The sequence below is a fragment of the Paraperibacillus marinus genome (genome assembly GCF_046237605.1).
Lineage (GTDB): Bacteria > Bacillota > Bacilli > Bacillales > DSM-1321 > Paraperibacillus > Paraperibacillus marinus.
In genome coordinates, this window is the sequence record NZ_CP143542.1 from 4,318,423 (window position 1) to 4,333,818 (window position 15,396).

15 protein-coding genes and 1 pseudogene are annotated in these 15,396 nt (G+C 47.1%); 3 read left to right on the top strand and 13 right to left on the bottom strand.

Features of this window, described 5'->3' with window-relative positions:
• Positions 1-48: 48 nt before the first annotated feature.
• The 4 genes and pseudogenes from V1498_RS21670 to V1498_RS21685 form a co-directional block, all read right to left on the bottom strand.
• Complete coding sequence (locus tag V1498_RS21670) at positions 49-345, bottom strand: putative quinol monooxygenase (RefSeq protein ID WP_409296271.1); 297 nt, start codon at positions 343-345, stop codon at positions 49-51.
• A gap of 36 nt (positions 346-381) precedes the next feature.
• A complete protein-coding gene (locus V1498_RS21675) occupies positions 382-1,017 on the bottom strand; it encodes a nitroreductase family protein (RefSeq protein ID WP_409296273.1) in 636 nt (211 codons plus the stop codon).
• A 550-nt stretch (positions 1,018-1,567) separates the two neighbouring features.
• A pseudogene (locus tag V1498_RS21680) lies at positions 1,568-2,236 on the bottom strand (type 1 glutamine amidotransferase domain-containing protein).
• Between the two features lie 391 nt (positions 2,237-2,627).
• A complete protein-coding gene (locus V1498_RS21685; RefSeq protein WP_409296275.1) occupies positions 2,628-3,197 on the bottom strand; it encodes a cysteine dioxygenase in 570 nt (189 codons plus the stop codon).
• A gap of 190 nt (positions 3,198-3,387) precedes the next feature.
• Here V1498_RS21685 and V1498_RS21690 point away from each other — a divergent pair, with 190 nt between their 5' ends.
• From V1498_RS21690 to V1498_RS21700, 3 genes are read left to right on the top strand one after another with little or no spacing between them, the layout of a single operon-like run.
• A complete protein-coding gene (locus V1498_RS21690; RefSeq protein WP_409296277.1) occupies positions 3,388-4,113 on the top strand; it encodes a GntR family transcriptional regulator in 726 nt (241 codons plus the stop codon).
• The gene (gene gntK / locus V1498_RS21695) at positions 4,110-5,651 is read left to right on the top strand and encodes a gluconokinase (protein ID WP_409296279.1); all 1,542 of its coding nucleotides are present in this window, start codon (positions 4,110-4,112) and stop codon (positions 5,649-5,651) included. Before V1498_RS21690 ends, gntK begins: the two co-directional genes overlap by 4 nt.
• A gap of 27 nt (positions 5,652-5,678) precedes the next feature.
• The gene (locus tag V1498_RS21700) at positions 5,679-7,025 is read left to right on the top strand and encodes a GntP family permease (protein WP_409296281.1); all 1,347 of its coding nucleotides are present in this window, start codon (positions 5,679-5,681) and stop codon (positions 7,023-7,025) included.
• 42 nt (positions 7,026-7,067) lie between these two features.
• On the opposite strand, the gene V1498_RS21705 is transcribed toward V1498_RS21700, so the two are convergent.
• From V1498_RS21705 to V1498_RS21745, 9 genes are all read right to left on the bottom strand, one after another.
• Entirely contained in the window at positions 7,068-7,343 is a 276-nt protein-coding gene (locus tag V1498_RS21705) for a hypothetical protein (protein ID WP_409296283.1), read from the bottom strand.
• 93 nt (positions 7,344-7,436) lie between these two features.
• Positions 7,437-7,871 (bottom strand): hypothetical protein, encoded by a 435-nt coding sequence (locus V1498_RS21710; RefSeq protein ID WP_409296285.1) that lies wholly within the window; start codon positions 7,869-7,871, stop codon positions 7,437-7,439.
• Positions 7,872-8,341: 470 nt separating this feature from the next.
• Complete coding sequence (locus tag V1498_RS21715; RefSeq protein WP_409296287.1) at positions 8,342-8,707, bottom strand: ArsR/SmtB family transcription factor; 366 nt, start codon at positions 8,705-8,707, stop codon at positions 8,342-8,344.
• Positions 8,676-9,071, bottom strand: coding sequence for an SRPBCC family protein (locus V1498_RS21720; RefSeq protein ID WP_409296289.1), 396 nt, complete (start codon positions 9,069-9,071; stop codon positions 8,676-8,678). Before V1498_RS21720 ends, V1498_RS21715 begins: the two co-directional genes overlap by 32 nt.
• A gap of 168 nt (positions 9,072-9,239) precedes the next feature.
• Positions 9,240-10,184: a hypothetical protein gene (locus tag V1498_RS21725; protein WP_409296291.1), complete on the bottom strand. Its 945-nt coding sequence runs from the start codon at positions 10,182-10,184 to the stop codon at positions 9,240-9,242.
• Between the two features lie 12 nt (positions 10,185-10,196).
• Positions 10,197-11,042 carry a helix-turn-helix domain-containing protein gene (locus V1498_RS21730; protein WP_409296293.1) on the bottom strand — a complete coding sequence of 282 codons (846 nt, stop codon included), beginning with the start codon at positions 11,040-11,042 and terminating at the stop codon, positions 10,197-10,199.
• A 269-nt stretch (positions 11,043-11,311) separates the two neighbouring features.
• Positions 11,312-12,448, bottom strand: coding sequence for a glycerate kinase (locus V1498_RS21735; RefSeq protein WP_409296295.1), 1,137 nt, complete (start codon positions 12,446-12,448; stop codon positions 11,312-11,314).
• A 36-nt stretch (positions 12,449-12,484) separates the two neighbouring features.
• Positions 12,485-13,753, bottom strand: coding sequence for a GntP family permease (locus tag V1498_RS21740; RefSeq protein WP_409296297.1), 1,269 nt, complete (start codon positions 13,751-13,753; stop codon positions 12,485-12,487).
• A gap of 122 nt (positions 13,754-13,875) precedes the next feature.
• A complete protein-coding gene (locus V1498_RS21745) occupies positions 13,876-14,985 on the bottom strand; it encodes a CdaR family transcriptional regulator (protein WP_409296299.1) in 1,110 nt (369 codons plus the stop codon).
• Positions 14,986-15,396 lie beyond the last annotated feature (411 nt).

The following is a 15,396-nucleotide window of genomic DNA, read 5'->3' on the forward strand; positions in this document are numbered from 1 at the left end:
CAAAAAGCCCCAGCCGGATTAACAGGCAGGGGCTTTTTTATCAAAAATTTACAATTTTACAGGCTGTCCATCGAATGCCTTCACATCAAGCGGAGCAGTCAAAAAGTCCTTTGCTTTGCCGACAAATGAAGTGAAGTGGCTGCTTTGGTTATGGGTTGCGACTGCCCCAGCATCCTTCCAAACCTCAATCATGGTGAAGACATTTTCGTTTTCTGTATCCTTTTGGAGGCTGTAAGACACATTGCCACTTTCTTCGCGTGAAGCAGCGATCAGCGGCTGCAGTTCTGCCAGGAACTCATCCTGTCTGGCTGGATTAACATGGAATGTAGCGTGAATAATAATCATTGAATATCTTCCCCTCTTCTTGTGTTTTTGGTCAGCTTACTTCCACTGTGCCACACGGTCGATTGGAAGGCGGACCGACTTATGGCCAGTATCCGCTGCTTTACCGATTGAGATAAGCATAACAGGGATATAGCGCTCTTTGTCCATTCCGAATGCTTCTGCGATCCGATCTTTTTCAAAGCCGCCGATCGGATTTGTATCATATCCATAAGCACGGGCAGCCAGCATCAGCTGCATGGAAACAAGGCCGCCATCCACCAGCACCACATCTTCCATGTCAGCGCGGGAAATCGTTTCAAAATAACCGGTGAATGATTTGTGAATACCTTCCTTTACCTCAAGCGGCATATGTCCTTCTTCTACTGCCCTGCCGTAAATTTCTTCAAACTTCTCAAAGTTGTTAAGATCGCCGAATATGGCAATCACTGCGGCTGAAGTTTCAACCTGGTTTTGATTGAAGCGGGCAAGCGGCGCGAGAGTCGCCTTCCCTTCCGGACTTTCGATTACCAGGAAGCGCCATGGCTGCATATTGACCGAAGATGGTGCGGTGGTCGCAAGTGCCAGGATCTCTTCCATTTCCTCTTTGCTTATTTTTACAGCCGGATCATAATTCTTGATTGAACGGCGTCCCTTAACGATTTCATTAAAGTCATTAATCTTTTGGTTTGTCATAGCTGAAAAACTCCTTCTATCTTATCTGAATGCTTTATTATTTATTCAGTGCTGTTATTTATGCAGATTTACAATCAATAAAATTACTCCTATTTGCCCCGTTTGTAAACTGATTGGGCTTAAGGAAGGAATGCCAATGGCTGCATAAATTCCGGCTTTCCTGTGCCGGTTATCCTGACAGCTGCTGGCGTCTTTATTCCCCGCATCGGAACGGCGAGTAAAAGGACAGTTTCGGATAGTAAATTTTGATTCCGGATAGTAAAGGATGAGGGTTGGATAGTAAACTGTGCGATTCGGATAGTAAAGGTCTCAGTTCGGCGACTAAAGGCCGCTGGGCGCTGGGCGTATGCTTCTCTTAATGTAAAATTTGAGTACCTGCCGTTAAAAATGCAGGTCACAAAAGCGAAAAATATTAGAAAATGAGCAAAAACGTATAGAATTAATGTAAAATCCTCTATTTTATGTCTTGAGCTATCCCGCTCGCTCCCGCAGGATTGGAACAGGAAGTCAGAATAAATAAGAGGCTGCCCATAAGGACAGCCTCCAATTTTCACTTTCCTAATTTCTCAACAACAGCCTTTGCTACGCTCTCAGTTGATTGCGGGTTCTGACCGGTGATCAGATTTCCATCACTGATCACATGATCCGCCCAGTCAGCTGCCGTAATCACATGGGCACCGAGCTCCCGCAGATGCGACTCAAGCAGGAACGGCATGTGGACATCAAGCCCAGTTGCCCGTTCTTCGCTGTCTGTGAAGGCAGCTAGTTTCCTGCCTGCGACAAGCGGGGTTCCGTCGGAAAGCTCGACTCCCGTTAAGCCGGCGGGACCGTGGCATACAGCCGCTACCACTTTGTCCCCCTCATACATCTCCCTGACAATCTCTTGAAGCCTTGTATTGTCTGGCAGGTCAAACATCGTCCCATGGCCGCCAGGAAGGAAAACGGCATCAAATCTTGAAAGATCTTGAACATCCTCAATTTTCAGCGTGTTTTCAAGGTATTGAGCTGTATCCAGTATTTCCTGTGGTGTTTCGCCGCCTTCAAGACTGCGGTCATCCACAGGTGCTTGTCCGCCGCGCGGGCTTGCAACCGTCACTTCTTAGCCTGCCTTTGCAAAGGCTACATACGCCTCTCCGAATTCTGACAGCCAGAGGCCTGTAGAATGGCCGTCATTCATTTTGTCAGCAGTGGTGACTATAATTAAAACATGTTTTGACATGTGAAATTCCTCCTAAAAAATAGTATACTTGCCGTCTTTGTGCAGATGAAGATATCAGAATCTTCTTCCCCTCTCTTTACCCTACTTTGTTCATATAACCACCTTTTGAATTCCTTTGCAAAAAAAAAAGGCTGTTTTCGCATTCATTGTGGCTGTTGAATTAAACAAGTGGATTTCCGCTGCAGGCACTCGCGGACCTTAGGGGCGGGCGCTGAGCCTCCTCGGCTTGCCTGCGGGGTCTCACCTGTCCCGCATATCCCGCAGGAGTCTCGCACCTGAAGCGTAAGTCCACTAGCTTAATAATTATATCTCCTCACAACACTCAACCAAAAACAACAATCTTTTAGAAAAGAGCCAAAAAAAAGAGATCCTAAAAAATCAGGCGCTCTTTCTATTTAACATTAGGAAGTTGCTTTTTTTGTTTCTCCAATCGTATCTTTCTGATTTCCTGGGCAAGCTCCTCCGGCCACCATGCACCGCATTCATCCGACACAATACAAGCCGCACAGACCGCCAGATCATAAACCTTCATCCCCCTGATCGGCGGAGAATAAAGATGCAGAGTCACCAGTTCAGGGCCAGCCGCCTTCATCTTGTGGACTCCTTTTCTTGGTGCATAAAAAAGCTTCCCATCTTGGTGAAGCTCCTCAAACAACTCTTCAGGCCAGCCATTTTCATCCACCCTATATACCGTATTGAGAGAACTGCCGGAAAGCACCTGGATCCAGCCTTGTGAAGCCCCATGATCATGGGGAGCGCATTCCAGCTGGGACCAGTTCATCACAAGCAGTTCGACTTCCTCATTGTGATACAGAAGCTTACGATAATAAGGCCTGCCTCCTGCTGTTTTCAGCAAAGGCTCTACATCTTCAAGGGTCAGCTCCAAGTCAAGCAGCGCCTTTTTAAGTTCCTCCCTTGTCGGCTGGTTTAATGAATCCAGAACATCTCTTACCTTTTCCATCCTGGTATCCCCCTTTCTTATGCCAACAGAAAAATTAAACAAGCGAGCGGAATCCGCAATATTTCTTATATGTATGAAGGCAGCACCATTGGAGTTCCCAAATGTTACAAAATAAAAGCGCTTGCAAATTTAAATGAAAACGCTATAATACTTGTATACAAGTATACTTGACTGCTAAGAAGGTGATTATATGGCTGATCCGAACGAATTTTTATATCCTGCCAAATGGCTGTCCAAAGCTTCCACAGGAGACCGCCTGGCATCTGAGCTAAGGATGAGGATCATTTCCGGCTATATTGAAAGCGGTGCCATCTTATCTGAAAATAAAATTGCTGCTGAATTTTCTGTCTCCCGCTCTCCGGTGCGCGAGGCCTTCAAGATCCTGTCCTCGGAAAACATCATCCGGCTTGAACGAATGGGTGCGGTGGTGCTCGGACTGACGGAAAAGGAAATTGAAGAAATATATGATGTACGGCTGCTGATTGAAACGTTTGTCTTTGAGAGGCTTGCAAGAATCGAGACAGATGAATTAGTAAAGGAACTCAGCAAGATTCTGGAAATGATGAAAGTCGCATTCAAATATAGCGATGCGGACGAATTCTCCTTCCAGGATGTTCTGTTCCACGAAACAATCATCCGGGCCGTCAATCATTCTTATATGCTGATGATCTGGACTAACCTGAAGCCTGTCATGGAAAGCTTTATCCTGATATCGATGCGGGTCCGGATCAAAGAAAATTACGAGGATTTCACACGCATCATAGAAAATCATGAACTATACATTGAAGCCATTAAAACAAGGGACCGGGCTAAGATGATTAAATCGCTGCATCAGAATTTTGATGACGTCCAGGGAAAAGTGGATGACTTATGGATGTCACAGAAGATGCTGGCAGAAGGAGTGGAGAAAAAATGACTAGCTATATGCTGGGGATTGATATTGGAACAACGAGCACAAAAGCCGTTTTATTTAATGAAAATGGAAAAGTGATTCAGCAGGAAAATATCGGATATCCGCTCTATACCCCTGATATATCGACTGCAGAGCAGGATCCGGTAGAAATATTCGAGGCTTTTATCCTTGCCGCCGGGAATATCATGAAGCGCCATCAAGAAAAGAAAATCTCCTTCGTATCGTTCAGCAGCGCCATGCACAGCCTGATTGCCATGGATGATAACGACCGGCCGCTGACGCCCTGTATTACCTGGGCGGATAACAGGAGTGAAGCGTGGACCCATAAAATTAAGGATGAACTGAACGGCCATGAAATATATAAGCGCACGGGTACACCCATTCATCCTATGTCCCCGCTGAGCAAGATTGCCTGGATCACGAATGAACGCCCTGAAATCGCTTCCAGGGCCAAGAAGTACATTGGAATTAAAGAATATATCTTCAAAAGGCTCTTTGATCACTATGTGGTTGATCACTCCATCGCTTCCGCTACCGGCATGATGAATTTAAAAAATCTGGACTGGGATGCGGAAGCTCTGCAAATAGCAGGAATCACTGCCGGCCAATTATCTGATCTTGTCCCAACTACTGCCATATTCAGCAATTGTGATGAAGAACTGGCCAGGGACATGCATCTCGATCCGGCCACGCCTTTTGTGATCGGCGCAAGTGACGGCGTTCTTTCAAATCTTGGGGTGAATGCCATAAAAAAAGGCGAAATCGCCATTACCATCGGGACAAGCGGTGCGATCCGCACGATCATCGACCAGCCGCAGGTGGACGATAAAGGCAGGATCTTCTGTTATGCCCTTACTGAAAATCACTGGGTGATCGGCGGTCCTGTCAATAATGGCGGAATGGTCCTGCGCTGGATCCGCGATGAATTTGCTTCATCTGAGATTGAAACGGCGAAGAGGCTGGGAATCGATCCCTATCAGGTATTGACCAAGATAGCAGAACGTGTAAGGCCTGGATCAGACGGCCTCTTGTTCCACCCCTATCTTGCAGGTGAGCGTGCACCGTTATGGAATCCTGATGTCCGCGGCTCTTTCTTCGGCCTGACGATGTCACATAAGAAGGAGCATATGATCCGCGCTGCCTTAGAAGGCGTCATCTACAATCTATACACGGTATTTCTTGCTCTAATTGAGTGTATGGACGGCCCTGTCACCCGCATCCAGGCAACCGGCGGTTTCGCCCGTTCAGAGGTATGGCGCCAGATGATGGCCGACATTTTTGAATCTGAAGTGGTCGTCCCGGAGAGCTATGAAAGCTCCTGTCTAGGGGCGTGCATCCTGGGGCTCTATGCCACAGGAAAGATTGATTCCTTCGACATTGTTTCTGAAATGGTGGGAAGCACTTATAGACATACGCCAATGGAAGAGGCAGCAAAAGAATACAGACAGCTGATGCCTATCTTCATCAACCTCTCCAGAGTCCTTGAAGAGGATTACACACAGATTGCCAAGTACCAAAGGAGTTTAATCAATAAAAAATAAATATTTAACGTTTAGGGGGAATCACTCATGCCATTAGTTATTGTTGCACTTGGAATTTTAGCTCTTCTATTATTGATCATGGGCTTGAAGCTCAACACATTCATTTCCTTGATCATCGTTTCATTCGGTGTCGCCCTGGCATTGGGCATGCCGCTTACGGACATCGTCAAAACAATTGAAGCCGGCCTCGGCGGGACACTCGGCCATCTGGCCCTGATTTTTGGTCTTGGCGCCATGCTTGGAAAATTAATCGCAGATTCAGGCGGCGCACAGCGCATCGCCATGACATTGGTTAATAAATTCGGTGAAAAGAATATCCAATGGGCAGTAGTTGCCGCTTCTTTCATCATCGGAATTGCCCTGTTCTTTGAAGTGGGTCTTGTACTATTAATCCCGATTGTGTTTGCTATTTCAAGAGAATTAAAGATTTCCATCCTGTTCCTCGGCATTCCGATGGTAGCAGCTTTATCAGTCACACACGGATTTTTGCCGCCGCATCCGGGACCAACCGTCATTGCGGGTGAATATGGCGCCGACCTGGGGCAGGTACTGCTTTATGGCTTCATCATCGCTGTTCCTACCGTTATTTTGGCCGGTCCGGTATTTACAAAGATCGCCAAAAGGCTCGTTCCGGCTTCGTTCAACAAAACAGGCAATATCGCTTCTTTAGGAGAACAAAAAACGTTTAAGCTTGAAGACACTCCTGGTTTTGGAATCAGTGTATTCACAGCCATGCTTCCGGTAATCCTAATGTCCATCGCCACTATCATCACCCTTGTTCAAAAAACAATGGGCGTTGAAGATAACAGTATGCTTGCAGCCATTCGTTTTATCGGGGATGCTTCCACTTCCATGCTGATTTCCCTGCTGGTCGCGGTTTATACCATGGGTCTGGCAAGGAAGATCCCAATTAAGGACGTAATGAATTCTTGTACCAATGCAATCGCCCATATCGGCATGATGCTCCTTATCATCGGCGGCGGCGGTGCCTTCAAGCAAGTGCTGATTGACGGCGGTGTAGGCGATTATGTAGCTGAACTGTTCAAAGACACGTCTCTATCGCCGATCCTGCTTGCCTGGATCATCGCAGCCATCCTGCGTATCTCACTCGGATCTGCAACCGTGTCTGCGCTGACAACAGCCGGCCTGGTCATCCCGCTGCTTGGCCAGACGGATGTCAATCTGGCACTCGTGGTTCTGGCTACAGGGGCAGGCAGTCTGATTGCCTCCCATGTGAATGATGCAGGCTTCTGGATGTTCAAGGAATATTTCGGGTTAAGCATGAAAGAGACCTTCGCAACCTGGACTCTGCTTGAGACGATCATTTCTGTTGCTGGACTCGGGTTCGTCCTGCTGCTCAGTTTGTTTGTATAATAAGAAGATCCCGCACTCCATCTGTGCGGGATCATTTTTGATTTAAAATAAGATAAGCAGCAGGCCGAATCCTGCTATCCAAAGAAATGGGATAAGGTTGATGATGACAGCCTTTCTTTTAGAACGGATGCGGAATACCCAGGCAAGTATGGAACACGTGAGGAATGCCACCGGGTAAGCCCCTACTCCAAGGACAAAAGCTGTATTGCCGAAATGGATGCCCGCATCAAAGCTCATGAACGACAATCCCCAGATCGGAAGCCAGGGAACTAGGCAGAGGGCATACAGGATCTGGGTGGTGATGAGGAAGGTCTTCATAATTCTCCTCCTGAAGGTGTTCATTTTCTTTCAGTTTATTCGTAAGGATCCATCGTGATCCCTATTAAAAACTGCATTAAAACTCTGCCGGGATTAAAGCCACATCAGCAGCCACATCAAAAAAACGGCACCTGCAAAAACAATCTCCCCATAGTGAATGGCCATAACCACGTCATGGTCCTGCCGGGCCTGGCAGATGCCAAAAAAGCCACTGTTATGGATGATGAACACAACGCCGGAGGCAAAGGCGAGAGCGGCCAGGTAATTCAGCACATCCGGTATGGTGATCACATAGCAGTGACTGCCGCTTATTTCAGTTGCAAGGTGGAATCCATATTCCTTCGAAAGAAGAAAGGCCAGCGCTAATAGCAGGAGCAGAATAAGCGGCAGGCTGAATGGGTGCTTCCGGTAGTCGAGTGCGTTCAACAGCTTCAAAACCCTGGGATGTGCTGCTTCCGGCTTCTCTTTTACGCCTTTCTCATCCTGATACGTGATGAATATGATGCGGAAAAACATAGAAAAAAACAATGACCGGCATGATCAGGCTGATAGCAGGCCAAAAATCAAATAATGCCCTAATCGTCAGCCCGCTGCTATGCATCCTGCAAACTGCAGCTGATAATATCTGAAGCGTTCCCAAAACTTCCGGATATAGATTCGGTTATCATTCCTTTTCTTTAATTGTACATGTTCCTTCACAGTGTCCCTTCCCTTATAGGACATCCATAAAAAGGACAGAATCACCAATACTAAACCTGCCCATAAGAAATTATAGGCAGCATGCGGGTAGTTTTCTAATTGGTCATATTGGGACGATCCATAGACTGTCTATGATGATACATAACAATCCCGCCATAAAAAGATCAGATACTGTTTTAAATAAAACCATACTTACATCCTCTTTCTAGTTTTCTACCTCTATATTACCCTTGCTTTCTTCCGGCAGTCCATCTTCTTCCAATTGAAAAAATGGGAGCACGAGGTGCGTCCCATTCCTATCACTGTTGATCGCTGTCATTTTCTACATAATCCTTGAGAGCGGCAAGCCTGTCGTCCCAGTATTCCTCAAAAAAGGACAGCCAGTCCTTAATTTCTGCCAATGGCTCAGCGTTAAGCGTGTACCGCATTTCCCGTCCTACCTTCCTGTGGCGGACAAGGCCGGCATCTGAAAGGAAGATTAAATGCTTTTTAACTCCAGTCCTGCTGATCGGGAAACAATCTGAAATCGCCGCAATCGGCAGCTCCTTATCTGAAAGAAGCTTCAGCATCCTGCGCCGGACAGGATCGGCAACCGCCCGGAATACATCATGTGCAGAGGAAGTTTCCTCCACATTACGCCTCAAGGTAAGCTGGCAGCTTTTCATTGACGATTTTTTCCCAGCCGCCATTCATGATTTCACGTATTTTCAATTTATCAGCATTCCAGCCTGAATGAATCAGGGTAAACTCCGTTTCCCCTTCTCCCGTCTCTTTCAATTCAAAAGTAAGATGCCATTCCTTATCCCAGTCAAATCCAATCCGGTTTGGCGGCTCCAATTGTGTAATCTTACATGGTGAATCGCCAAATTGACCTGTATGCAGGACAAATTCATGACCCAGCACAGGCTCCATAGTATTGTCCATCCACCAGGCTGCAAGGCCCGCTGATGTTGATACAGCTCTCCACACCTTCTCGATTGGTGCTTTAAGCACAATAGTCTTACGAATTTCCGGCAGATCATTTTTCATAGTATAAAACCTCCAAATTAATAAAATGACACCTTTTGGTGTCATTTTACCATAGTATGAAGATTTTTATAAGATTTTATTTATCTAATTGAAAAAAATATAACCTGATAGGTACAAAAGTGCAGCCCCTTGGCGGAAGATAGAATTCCACTCCTTCTTACTAAACCCTCAGCTCATTTCAATATCCGCCAACCCCAACAAGGAAGCCTTAAACTCATCTTCAAGCTCCGCAAATTCCCGGAGATTAACAGTGAGTTCCTGCCAGTTTCCCTCCACGATCAAGGAGTGGCAGAGCCCGAGGACCCTGGACTGTTCTCTTTTCGCTTGAGATAGTACAGGATGCTTTTCCTTAAAATATACGGCATAATCACCAGCCCTTTTGGCTCCCAGCTGAAAGACAAAATATTTGAGATCATTGATCACTTCTTGTGATACTTCTTTTCTCTCCACGTTTTCTATCAATGCCTCGATCGCTTTCCTGCCAGTTTTCGCTCCTATCTGCACGCCCATTTCATCCGTGTTTTCATAAAGATGTCTAAAGTATACTAGAGAATCTACATACATTTCTTCCCTGGATGGAGAGCTTTCTCTCTTAATGGAATGCCAATATTGATACGGTCCGCGTCCGTACGGGAGATCCTCTGCCCGCCAGGCCTGTACAAGCCTGCCGAGCGGCAGCCTCACGTGGGGGAAACAGGCGGGATCATGAAGGTAGATGAATTCGTCATCCATCGCATAGGCCAGGATATAGTGATCTGATCCTTTGGCATACATATGATTCGGCGCATATGTAAGATAACCCATATCAACCGGGCCAAGCATAGCTGTCCCGTCCTCCAGCACCTTTCTTACGCTTTGAAGCGGGCATCCCTCTCCCTCTTGTGAATATGCCTCAGTAAACGAATACCCTAGGGCACGCATGGCATGGGAAATTCCTGTATCGGGATCGCAGGTATTGTTATGCAGGAACAGATGCCCGTTTTTATACAGGGTAATTCCAAGGCCCACTCCCGACAATACTTCAAGCAGAGACGGCTCAGCCTCCTCTCCGAACCCCCTGATCAGCATGCTTGCTGAATTTGCATAACAATAAGCACCGTTGCCAATATACATTTCCTTTTCCCCCTATTCAATCGGTATAAATATCTGCAGGTCATGGGCACGATCGTTTGCCGTGTAGTCCGCATCGTAAAACTCAAAACAGTAATCAAGACTTGGTTTTAAGCCCCGGGCAGGAAGCTGATTTTTGTATATTTCATCCATAATGAACGGAATATGCTCTATGATGTTTCCGGCTGAAAACACAGCATATTTCTGCTCCGGGATCATCACACCGTTCCATCCCTCAGGCAGATGATCCAGTGAATCCACTTCAATAGCCGCCAAATATAAGGAAGTGTCCTGATCACCCAGGGATTCATAGCCATAACAAACAGCAATTACCGGATCCATTTTATGTTCTTTCAGTTCATCATAAAACTGGTTCCATAGCTTAGATATTTGATGGTTGGTGACAGGTCCCTCCATGGCAAGTCCGCCGATACAAAAGGACGGCTTTTCAAGGACCGAGACGCTGTATGGCTGCAGGACTAACTCTTCCAGCAGAGATGGCGACAGTTCTTCCTTGTAGAGGTTAACATGATGCACGCCTTTTTGGCGGTAGCTCTGTGGAGACATTCCGATAAAGCTTTTAAAGGCACGCGTAAAAGCTTCCTGGGAGCTGTATCCATAATGGAGGCCTATCTGCAGGATAGGAATATCTGTATCTATCAGCTCCCTTGCGGCCAGGGTCAGCCTGCGCTTGCGGATATAATCGCCTGCCGTTTCTTTTGTCAGTGCCTTGAATATACGGGTGAAGTGGAACTTTGAAAATGCGGCCTGACTGGCGATTTCATCCAAAGTGATCTCTTCGTGGATTTGCTGCTCTATATACCGGGCCGCCTGTATGATTGCTTGAGAGTATGTATTCAATGATGGCCGCCTCCTCTGCCGCTCGTGTTCTATACTTCATTATAAGAGGTTTTTAATGATAATTTTTGATTTCAATTGCTATTTTTCTATAAAATGCATAAAAAAAGCCGGTAGTCCCCGGGAGGACACGGCCTTCACCATATGTTTCACGTGGAACATCAACACCTGAATGTTTTTGGGTAAAGTCCTCAATTGCACGCTGAAAGGAAGCAGCCAGACTTTTTTCTACATAGAAAAAAGGAGCTGTCCGCCACAGCTCCTCCCGTTTTTTATCGTTTGGCTATCTTCATAGCCGCCGCAATGCTTCTTGCTGTTCTTTCCATATACTCTCCCGCATGTTCAAATGCATCCGTGAGTGTGGTGATGCCGGGAACGATGGTGAAAAGCGCATCAATTCCATGTTCAAGAACCACTTCACTGTCCCTGGATAAGGATCCTGCAACCGCTATGACCGGCACACCATACTTTTTTGCAGCTTTTGCTACTCCTATCGGCGTTTTTCCATGGATGGTCTGGCTGTCTATGCGGCCTTCCCCTGTGATGACAAAGTCGGCATCCTTTACAGCTTCCTCAAATCTCACAGCTTCCAGAACAATTTGTACCCCTCTTTTCAATTCAGCGTGAAGGAAGGCGAGCAGGCCCGCACCAAGACCTCCGGCTGCTCCTGCACCTTCTGAATTCCTGAAGGACCTGCCGAGGGCTTTTTCAGCTATGTCGGCAAAATGGGTGAGATTCTGGTCAAGCAGCTCCACCATTTCGGGACTGGCGCCTTTTTGAGGGCCAAAGACAGCGGAAGCGCCGCTCCGCCCCGTCAATGGATTATCCACATCGCATGCTGCTTCAATCCTTACGTCCTGCAATCTCACATCAAGGCCGGACAAGTCGATTGTGGCAAGCTCACGAAGTGTGCCGCCTCCAGGACCTATTTCCTTACCCAAAGCATCCAGCAGTCTTCCCCCCAGCGCCTGGATCATTCCGGCACCTCCATCATTCGTGGCACTTCCGCCAATTCCAATGATGATATGTTTCACGCCCGTATCAAGTGCTGCAGCAATTAACTCTCCCGTTCCCCTGGTTGTAGTGACAAGCGGGTTACGCTCTGCCGGGGGCACCAGGTGCAGGCCGGAAGCAGCCGCCATCTCAATCACGGCCGTCTGCCCATCGCCGCTAAGCCCAAAGAATGCTTTGACAGGCTTGCCAAGCGGGCCGGTCACGGTCCGATCCTCTATTCTGCCTCCTGTGGCATCCACCAGTGACTGTACCGTCCCTTCTCCGCCGTCTGCCATCGGCAGCCTGCAATATTCCGCATCCGGAAAGATGGATTTGAATCCTGTCTCAATGGCATGGACAGCTTCCAGCGCAGTTAAGCTTTCTTTAAATGAATCAGGTGCTATCACGATCTTCATGGTCCCTATCCTCCCTTTCTAAAAGATTCCGCTTTCTTATCCAAACAGCTTAAACACCCCGAAAATGAGTGTAGATACGACGGCGAGAGTCAAACCGACCAGCGATTCATAGGGCATTACTTTCAAACGTTCTTTAATATCCATATTGACGCTTCCTGCTGTGGCATGGAAGAAGCTTCCGTGCGGCAGATGATCGAGCACCGTAGCACCGGCATGAATCATGGCCGCACCGGCAAGGGCAGATACTCCAAGGCCCAGGATGGTACTGCTGAACACGCCGCTGGCCACTGCGGTCCCTGCTGTTGTTGAGGCCGTTGCAGCCGACATGAATATCCCTGATGCCGGGGCAAGCAGATAGGCCGGCAGGCCGGAAGAGCTTAATGCATCTATAAAAACATCTTTTAATCTTGAATTGGCTATGATGCCCGCCAAAGTACCGGTCCCAAGGAGCATGATGGCCACCCCGGACATCCTGCTTAAGCCGGATATTGCATAATCATTGATCTTCCTTGTCTTTTTCATGGCAATAGCGCCAGCGATCCCTCCAATTGGCAGGGCAACCATCGGATCGATGCTGATATCAAATAATGGTCTCAGGGCAAGCAGAATGATCGTAACCAGAGGACCGGCAAGGGCTGTGATAAATACAGGCACTTTTGTGTTCTCTGTCATTTCTATGTCTCCGCCCATCACTGCAGAGCCTTTATGGACAAGCTTCTTCGCGATGATATAGGTGACTGCAAGTCCGAATATAGCTGGAATGATGCCGGCAGCCATAATAGAGGTAAGCGGTACGTTAAAAGCATCGGAGGCTGCAATCGCATTTGGATTTGGCGACATGATGTTTCCCGCCTTGCCTCCGCCTATCATGGCAATCAATATGGCCATTTTGGACAGCTTTGCTCTCTTGGCGATAGCAAGGGCTATCGGTGAAACTGTAATGACGGCTACATCTATGAAAACCCCCACGGATGTAAGAATCATTGTGGCTATCGCGAGAGCAAGGAGTGCGCGTGCCTCACCCAGTTTTTTGACGATCGTTTCGGCAATGGACAAGGCAGCACCAGATTCAATCAGGACACCTGCCAGAATCCCGGCAGCCAGAATTCTAAGCACAGCCGGAATGATGCCCTTTGCACCTTCCATCATCAAATTAACGGTATCTGTTATATTTACTCCGCCAATCAGGCCGCCAATCAATGCTCCGGCTACCATTCCATAAGCAGGCGGCACCTTTTTCAGGATCAATATGATGGCAATGACCAGGGCACACACTGCCCCGAAAGCGCTTACTGTAATATCCATGATGTTTTCCCTCCGCTAGTTTGCTAGTTTTCTATATTGTAAGCGTTTTCTGATGAGTTTACATTGTGAATGATGATGAAATTTCCCGACTATTTCCTCTCTCCGATTGTGCAAATGCACAATCAACCCAGTTCATGGACCAATCTCGCTGTATACAGCTCCATCAGATCTTTTACATTCCGGGGATCTTTATTTGTCAGCTCAGCAATTTTGTCCAGCCGGTACCTCAGTGTATTGCGGTGAATGAACAGACTCTCTGCCACCCTGCTCAAGTCCCCTCCCTCTTTTATGTATACATCAAGTGTATGTACAAGTTCCTTGTTTCCCTGCTCCAAAAGCTTCTGATAAGAAGAGAATGTTTGCTGATCATATTCATCCTTCGCAAGCTTTACAAGCATTGTCTCTATCCTGAGATCTTCATAGCGGTAAATGCAGGCATCCGGAAGGATTCTGCTTCCTGCAAGGATCGCTCTCTGTGCCTGCTGGTAGGAATACTTCAACTCCTTCAGGCCGGGTGCCGTCCCGCCGCTTCCAATCAGCACCCCTCCCTCTGCCGCTGCCAGAAGCCTCTTCAGCAAAGCTGTCAATTCGTTTGGAGAATCTGTTTCGGCCTTCTCTTTAAGGATGACTATTTCATTTCCCAGCGTCACACCGGCCAGGTCATTCTTCCCCAGCTGATATTGAACAGATTTAATCAGCTCCTGATTTGCCTCTGGATTTTGTGGCTTTAAGACAATTGCCATTCTCGGCTGAGCCAAATTCAGTCCCAATATTCCGGCACGATCCTTGATCCAGTCCTCATTCAAGCCTTCTTCTGATATGAGCTGATTCACGATTTCACTTTGAATCCTTTGCTTCCATTGGACTCTCTCCAATAAAAAAGACTGCTCCAGTACTAATTCCGCCGCCATTTTCACGAGCTGTGCGTAATGCTGGATCTGCTGGGGCTCACCAGTTATCCCTACCACACCAACTATCTGTTTATTGAAGCGGATTGGTAGATTGATCCCCGGCTTAGAGCCTTTCATCATTCCAGCCCTGTCTTCATCAATCTCCATACTCTCCCCATTTTTAAGAACAAGAACTGCCCCGTCATGAAGCTGATGGATCCTCTCACTGTCACCTGAGCCTATGATAATTCCTTTTTCATTCATAACATTTATGTTTCTATTTATGATTTTCATGGTCCGATCCACAATTTCCTGTGCCAGTTCATGAGTTAAAAACTGCATGCTTCATTCCTGCCTTCCCTTAAATACCATCCTGAATCGATACTATTAGTTTATCACTTCATCCCCTATTTAATTGGCTTGTGAGGAAGGTTTACATGCAGCCTATGTGGAATTTTAATCACGGGAATATAATGGGACGGAGGAAACACTCATCGACTACTTACTCGAAAGAGCTGGAAATGGTATATATGCTCTGGCCATATGGGATTCCAGCTGGAATTCATATAATAACTGCTGCATTTTACTGGGTGGTAAGGTGGTCTGCCCTAATGCGGCATGCGGGTTAATATCTCAGTGCCCCGGCAAAGGTAGCATGCCGGGGCATCTGCTGTTTCCCCTTCCTGTGCTCCTTGTCTTTAATACACTCCTTAAAAAGAAAACCAAACAGCCGCCTGTCTCGTCTAATGGTGG

Bases quoted from the DNA above. Each gene is read 5' to 3' on its own strand.
- V1498_RS21670 (WP_409296271.1), bottom strand. From the start codon at position 345: ATGATTATTATTCACGCTACATTCCATGTTAATCCAGCCAGACAGGAT.
- V1498_RS21720 (WP_409296289.1), bottom strand. From the start codon at position 9,071: ATGAAAAATGATCTGCCGGAAATTCGTAAGACTATTGTGCTTAAAGCA.
- V1498_RS21685 (WP_409296275.1), bottom strand. From the start codon at position 3,197: ATGGAAAAGGTAAGAGATGTTCTGGATTCATTAAACCAGCCGACAAGG.
- V1498_RS21705 (WP_409296283.1), bottom strand. From the start codon at position 7,343: ATGAAGACCTTCCTCATCACCACCCAGATCCTGTATGCCCTCTGCCTA.
- V1498_RS21735 (WP_409296295.1), bottom strand. From the start codon at position 12,448: ATGAAGATCGTGATAGCACCTGATTCATTTAAAGAAAGCTTAACTGCG.
- gntK (WP_409296279.1), top strand. From the start codon at position 4,110: ATGACTAGCTATATGCTGGGGATTGATATTGGAACAACGAGCACAAAA.
- V1498_RS21740 (WP_409296297.1), bottom strand. From the start codon at position 13,753: ATGGATATTACAGTAAGCGCTTTCGGGGCAGTGTGTGCCCTGGTCATT.
- V1498_RS21745 (WP_409296299.1), bottom strand. From the start codon at position 14,985: ATGCAGTTTTTAACTCATGAACTGGCACAGGAAATTGTGGATCGGACC.
- V1498_RS21690 (WP_409296277.1), top strand. From the start codon at position 3,388: ATGGCTGATCCGAACGAATTTTTATATCCTGCCAAATGGCTGTCCAAA.
- V1498_RS21700 (WP_409296281.1), top strand. From the start codon at position 5,679: ATGCCATTAGTTATTGTTGCACTTGGAATTTTAGCTCTTCTATTATTG.
- V1498_RS21675 (WP_409296273.1), bottom strand. From the start codon at position 1,017: ATGACAAACCAAAAGATTAATGACTTTAATGAAATCGTTAAGGGACGC.
- V1498_RS21715 (WP_409296287.1), bottom strand. From the start codon at position 8,707: ATGAAAAGCTGCCAGCTTACCTTGAGGCGTAATGTGGAGGAAACTTCC.
- V1498_RS21725 (WP_409296291.1), bottom strand. From the start codon at position 10,184: ATGTATATTGGCAACGGTGCTTATTGTTATGCAAATTCAGCAAGCATG.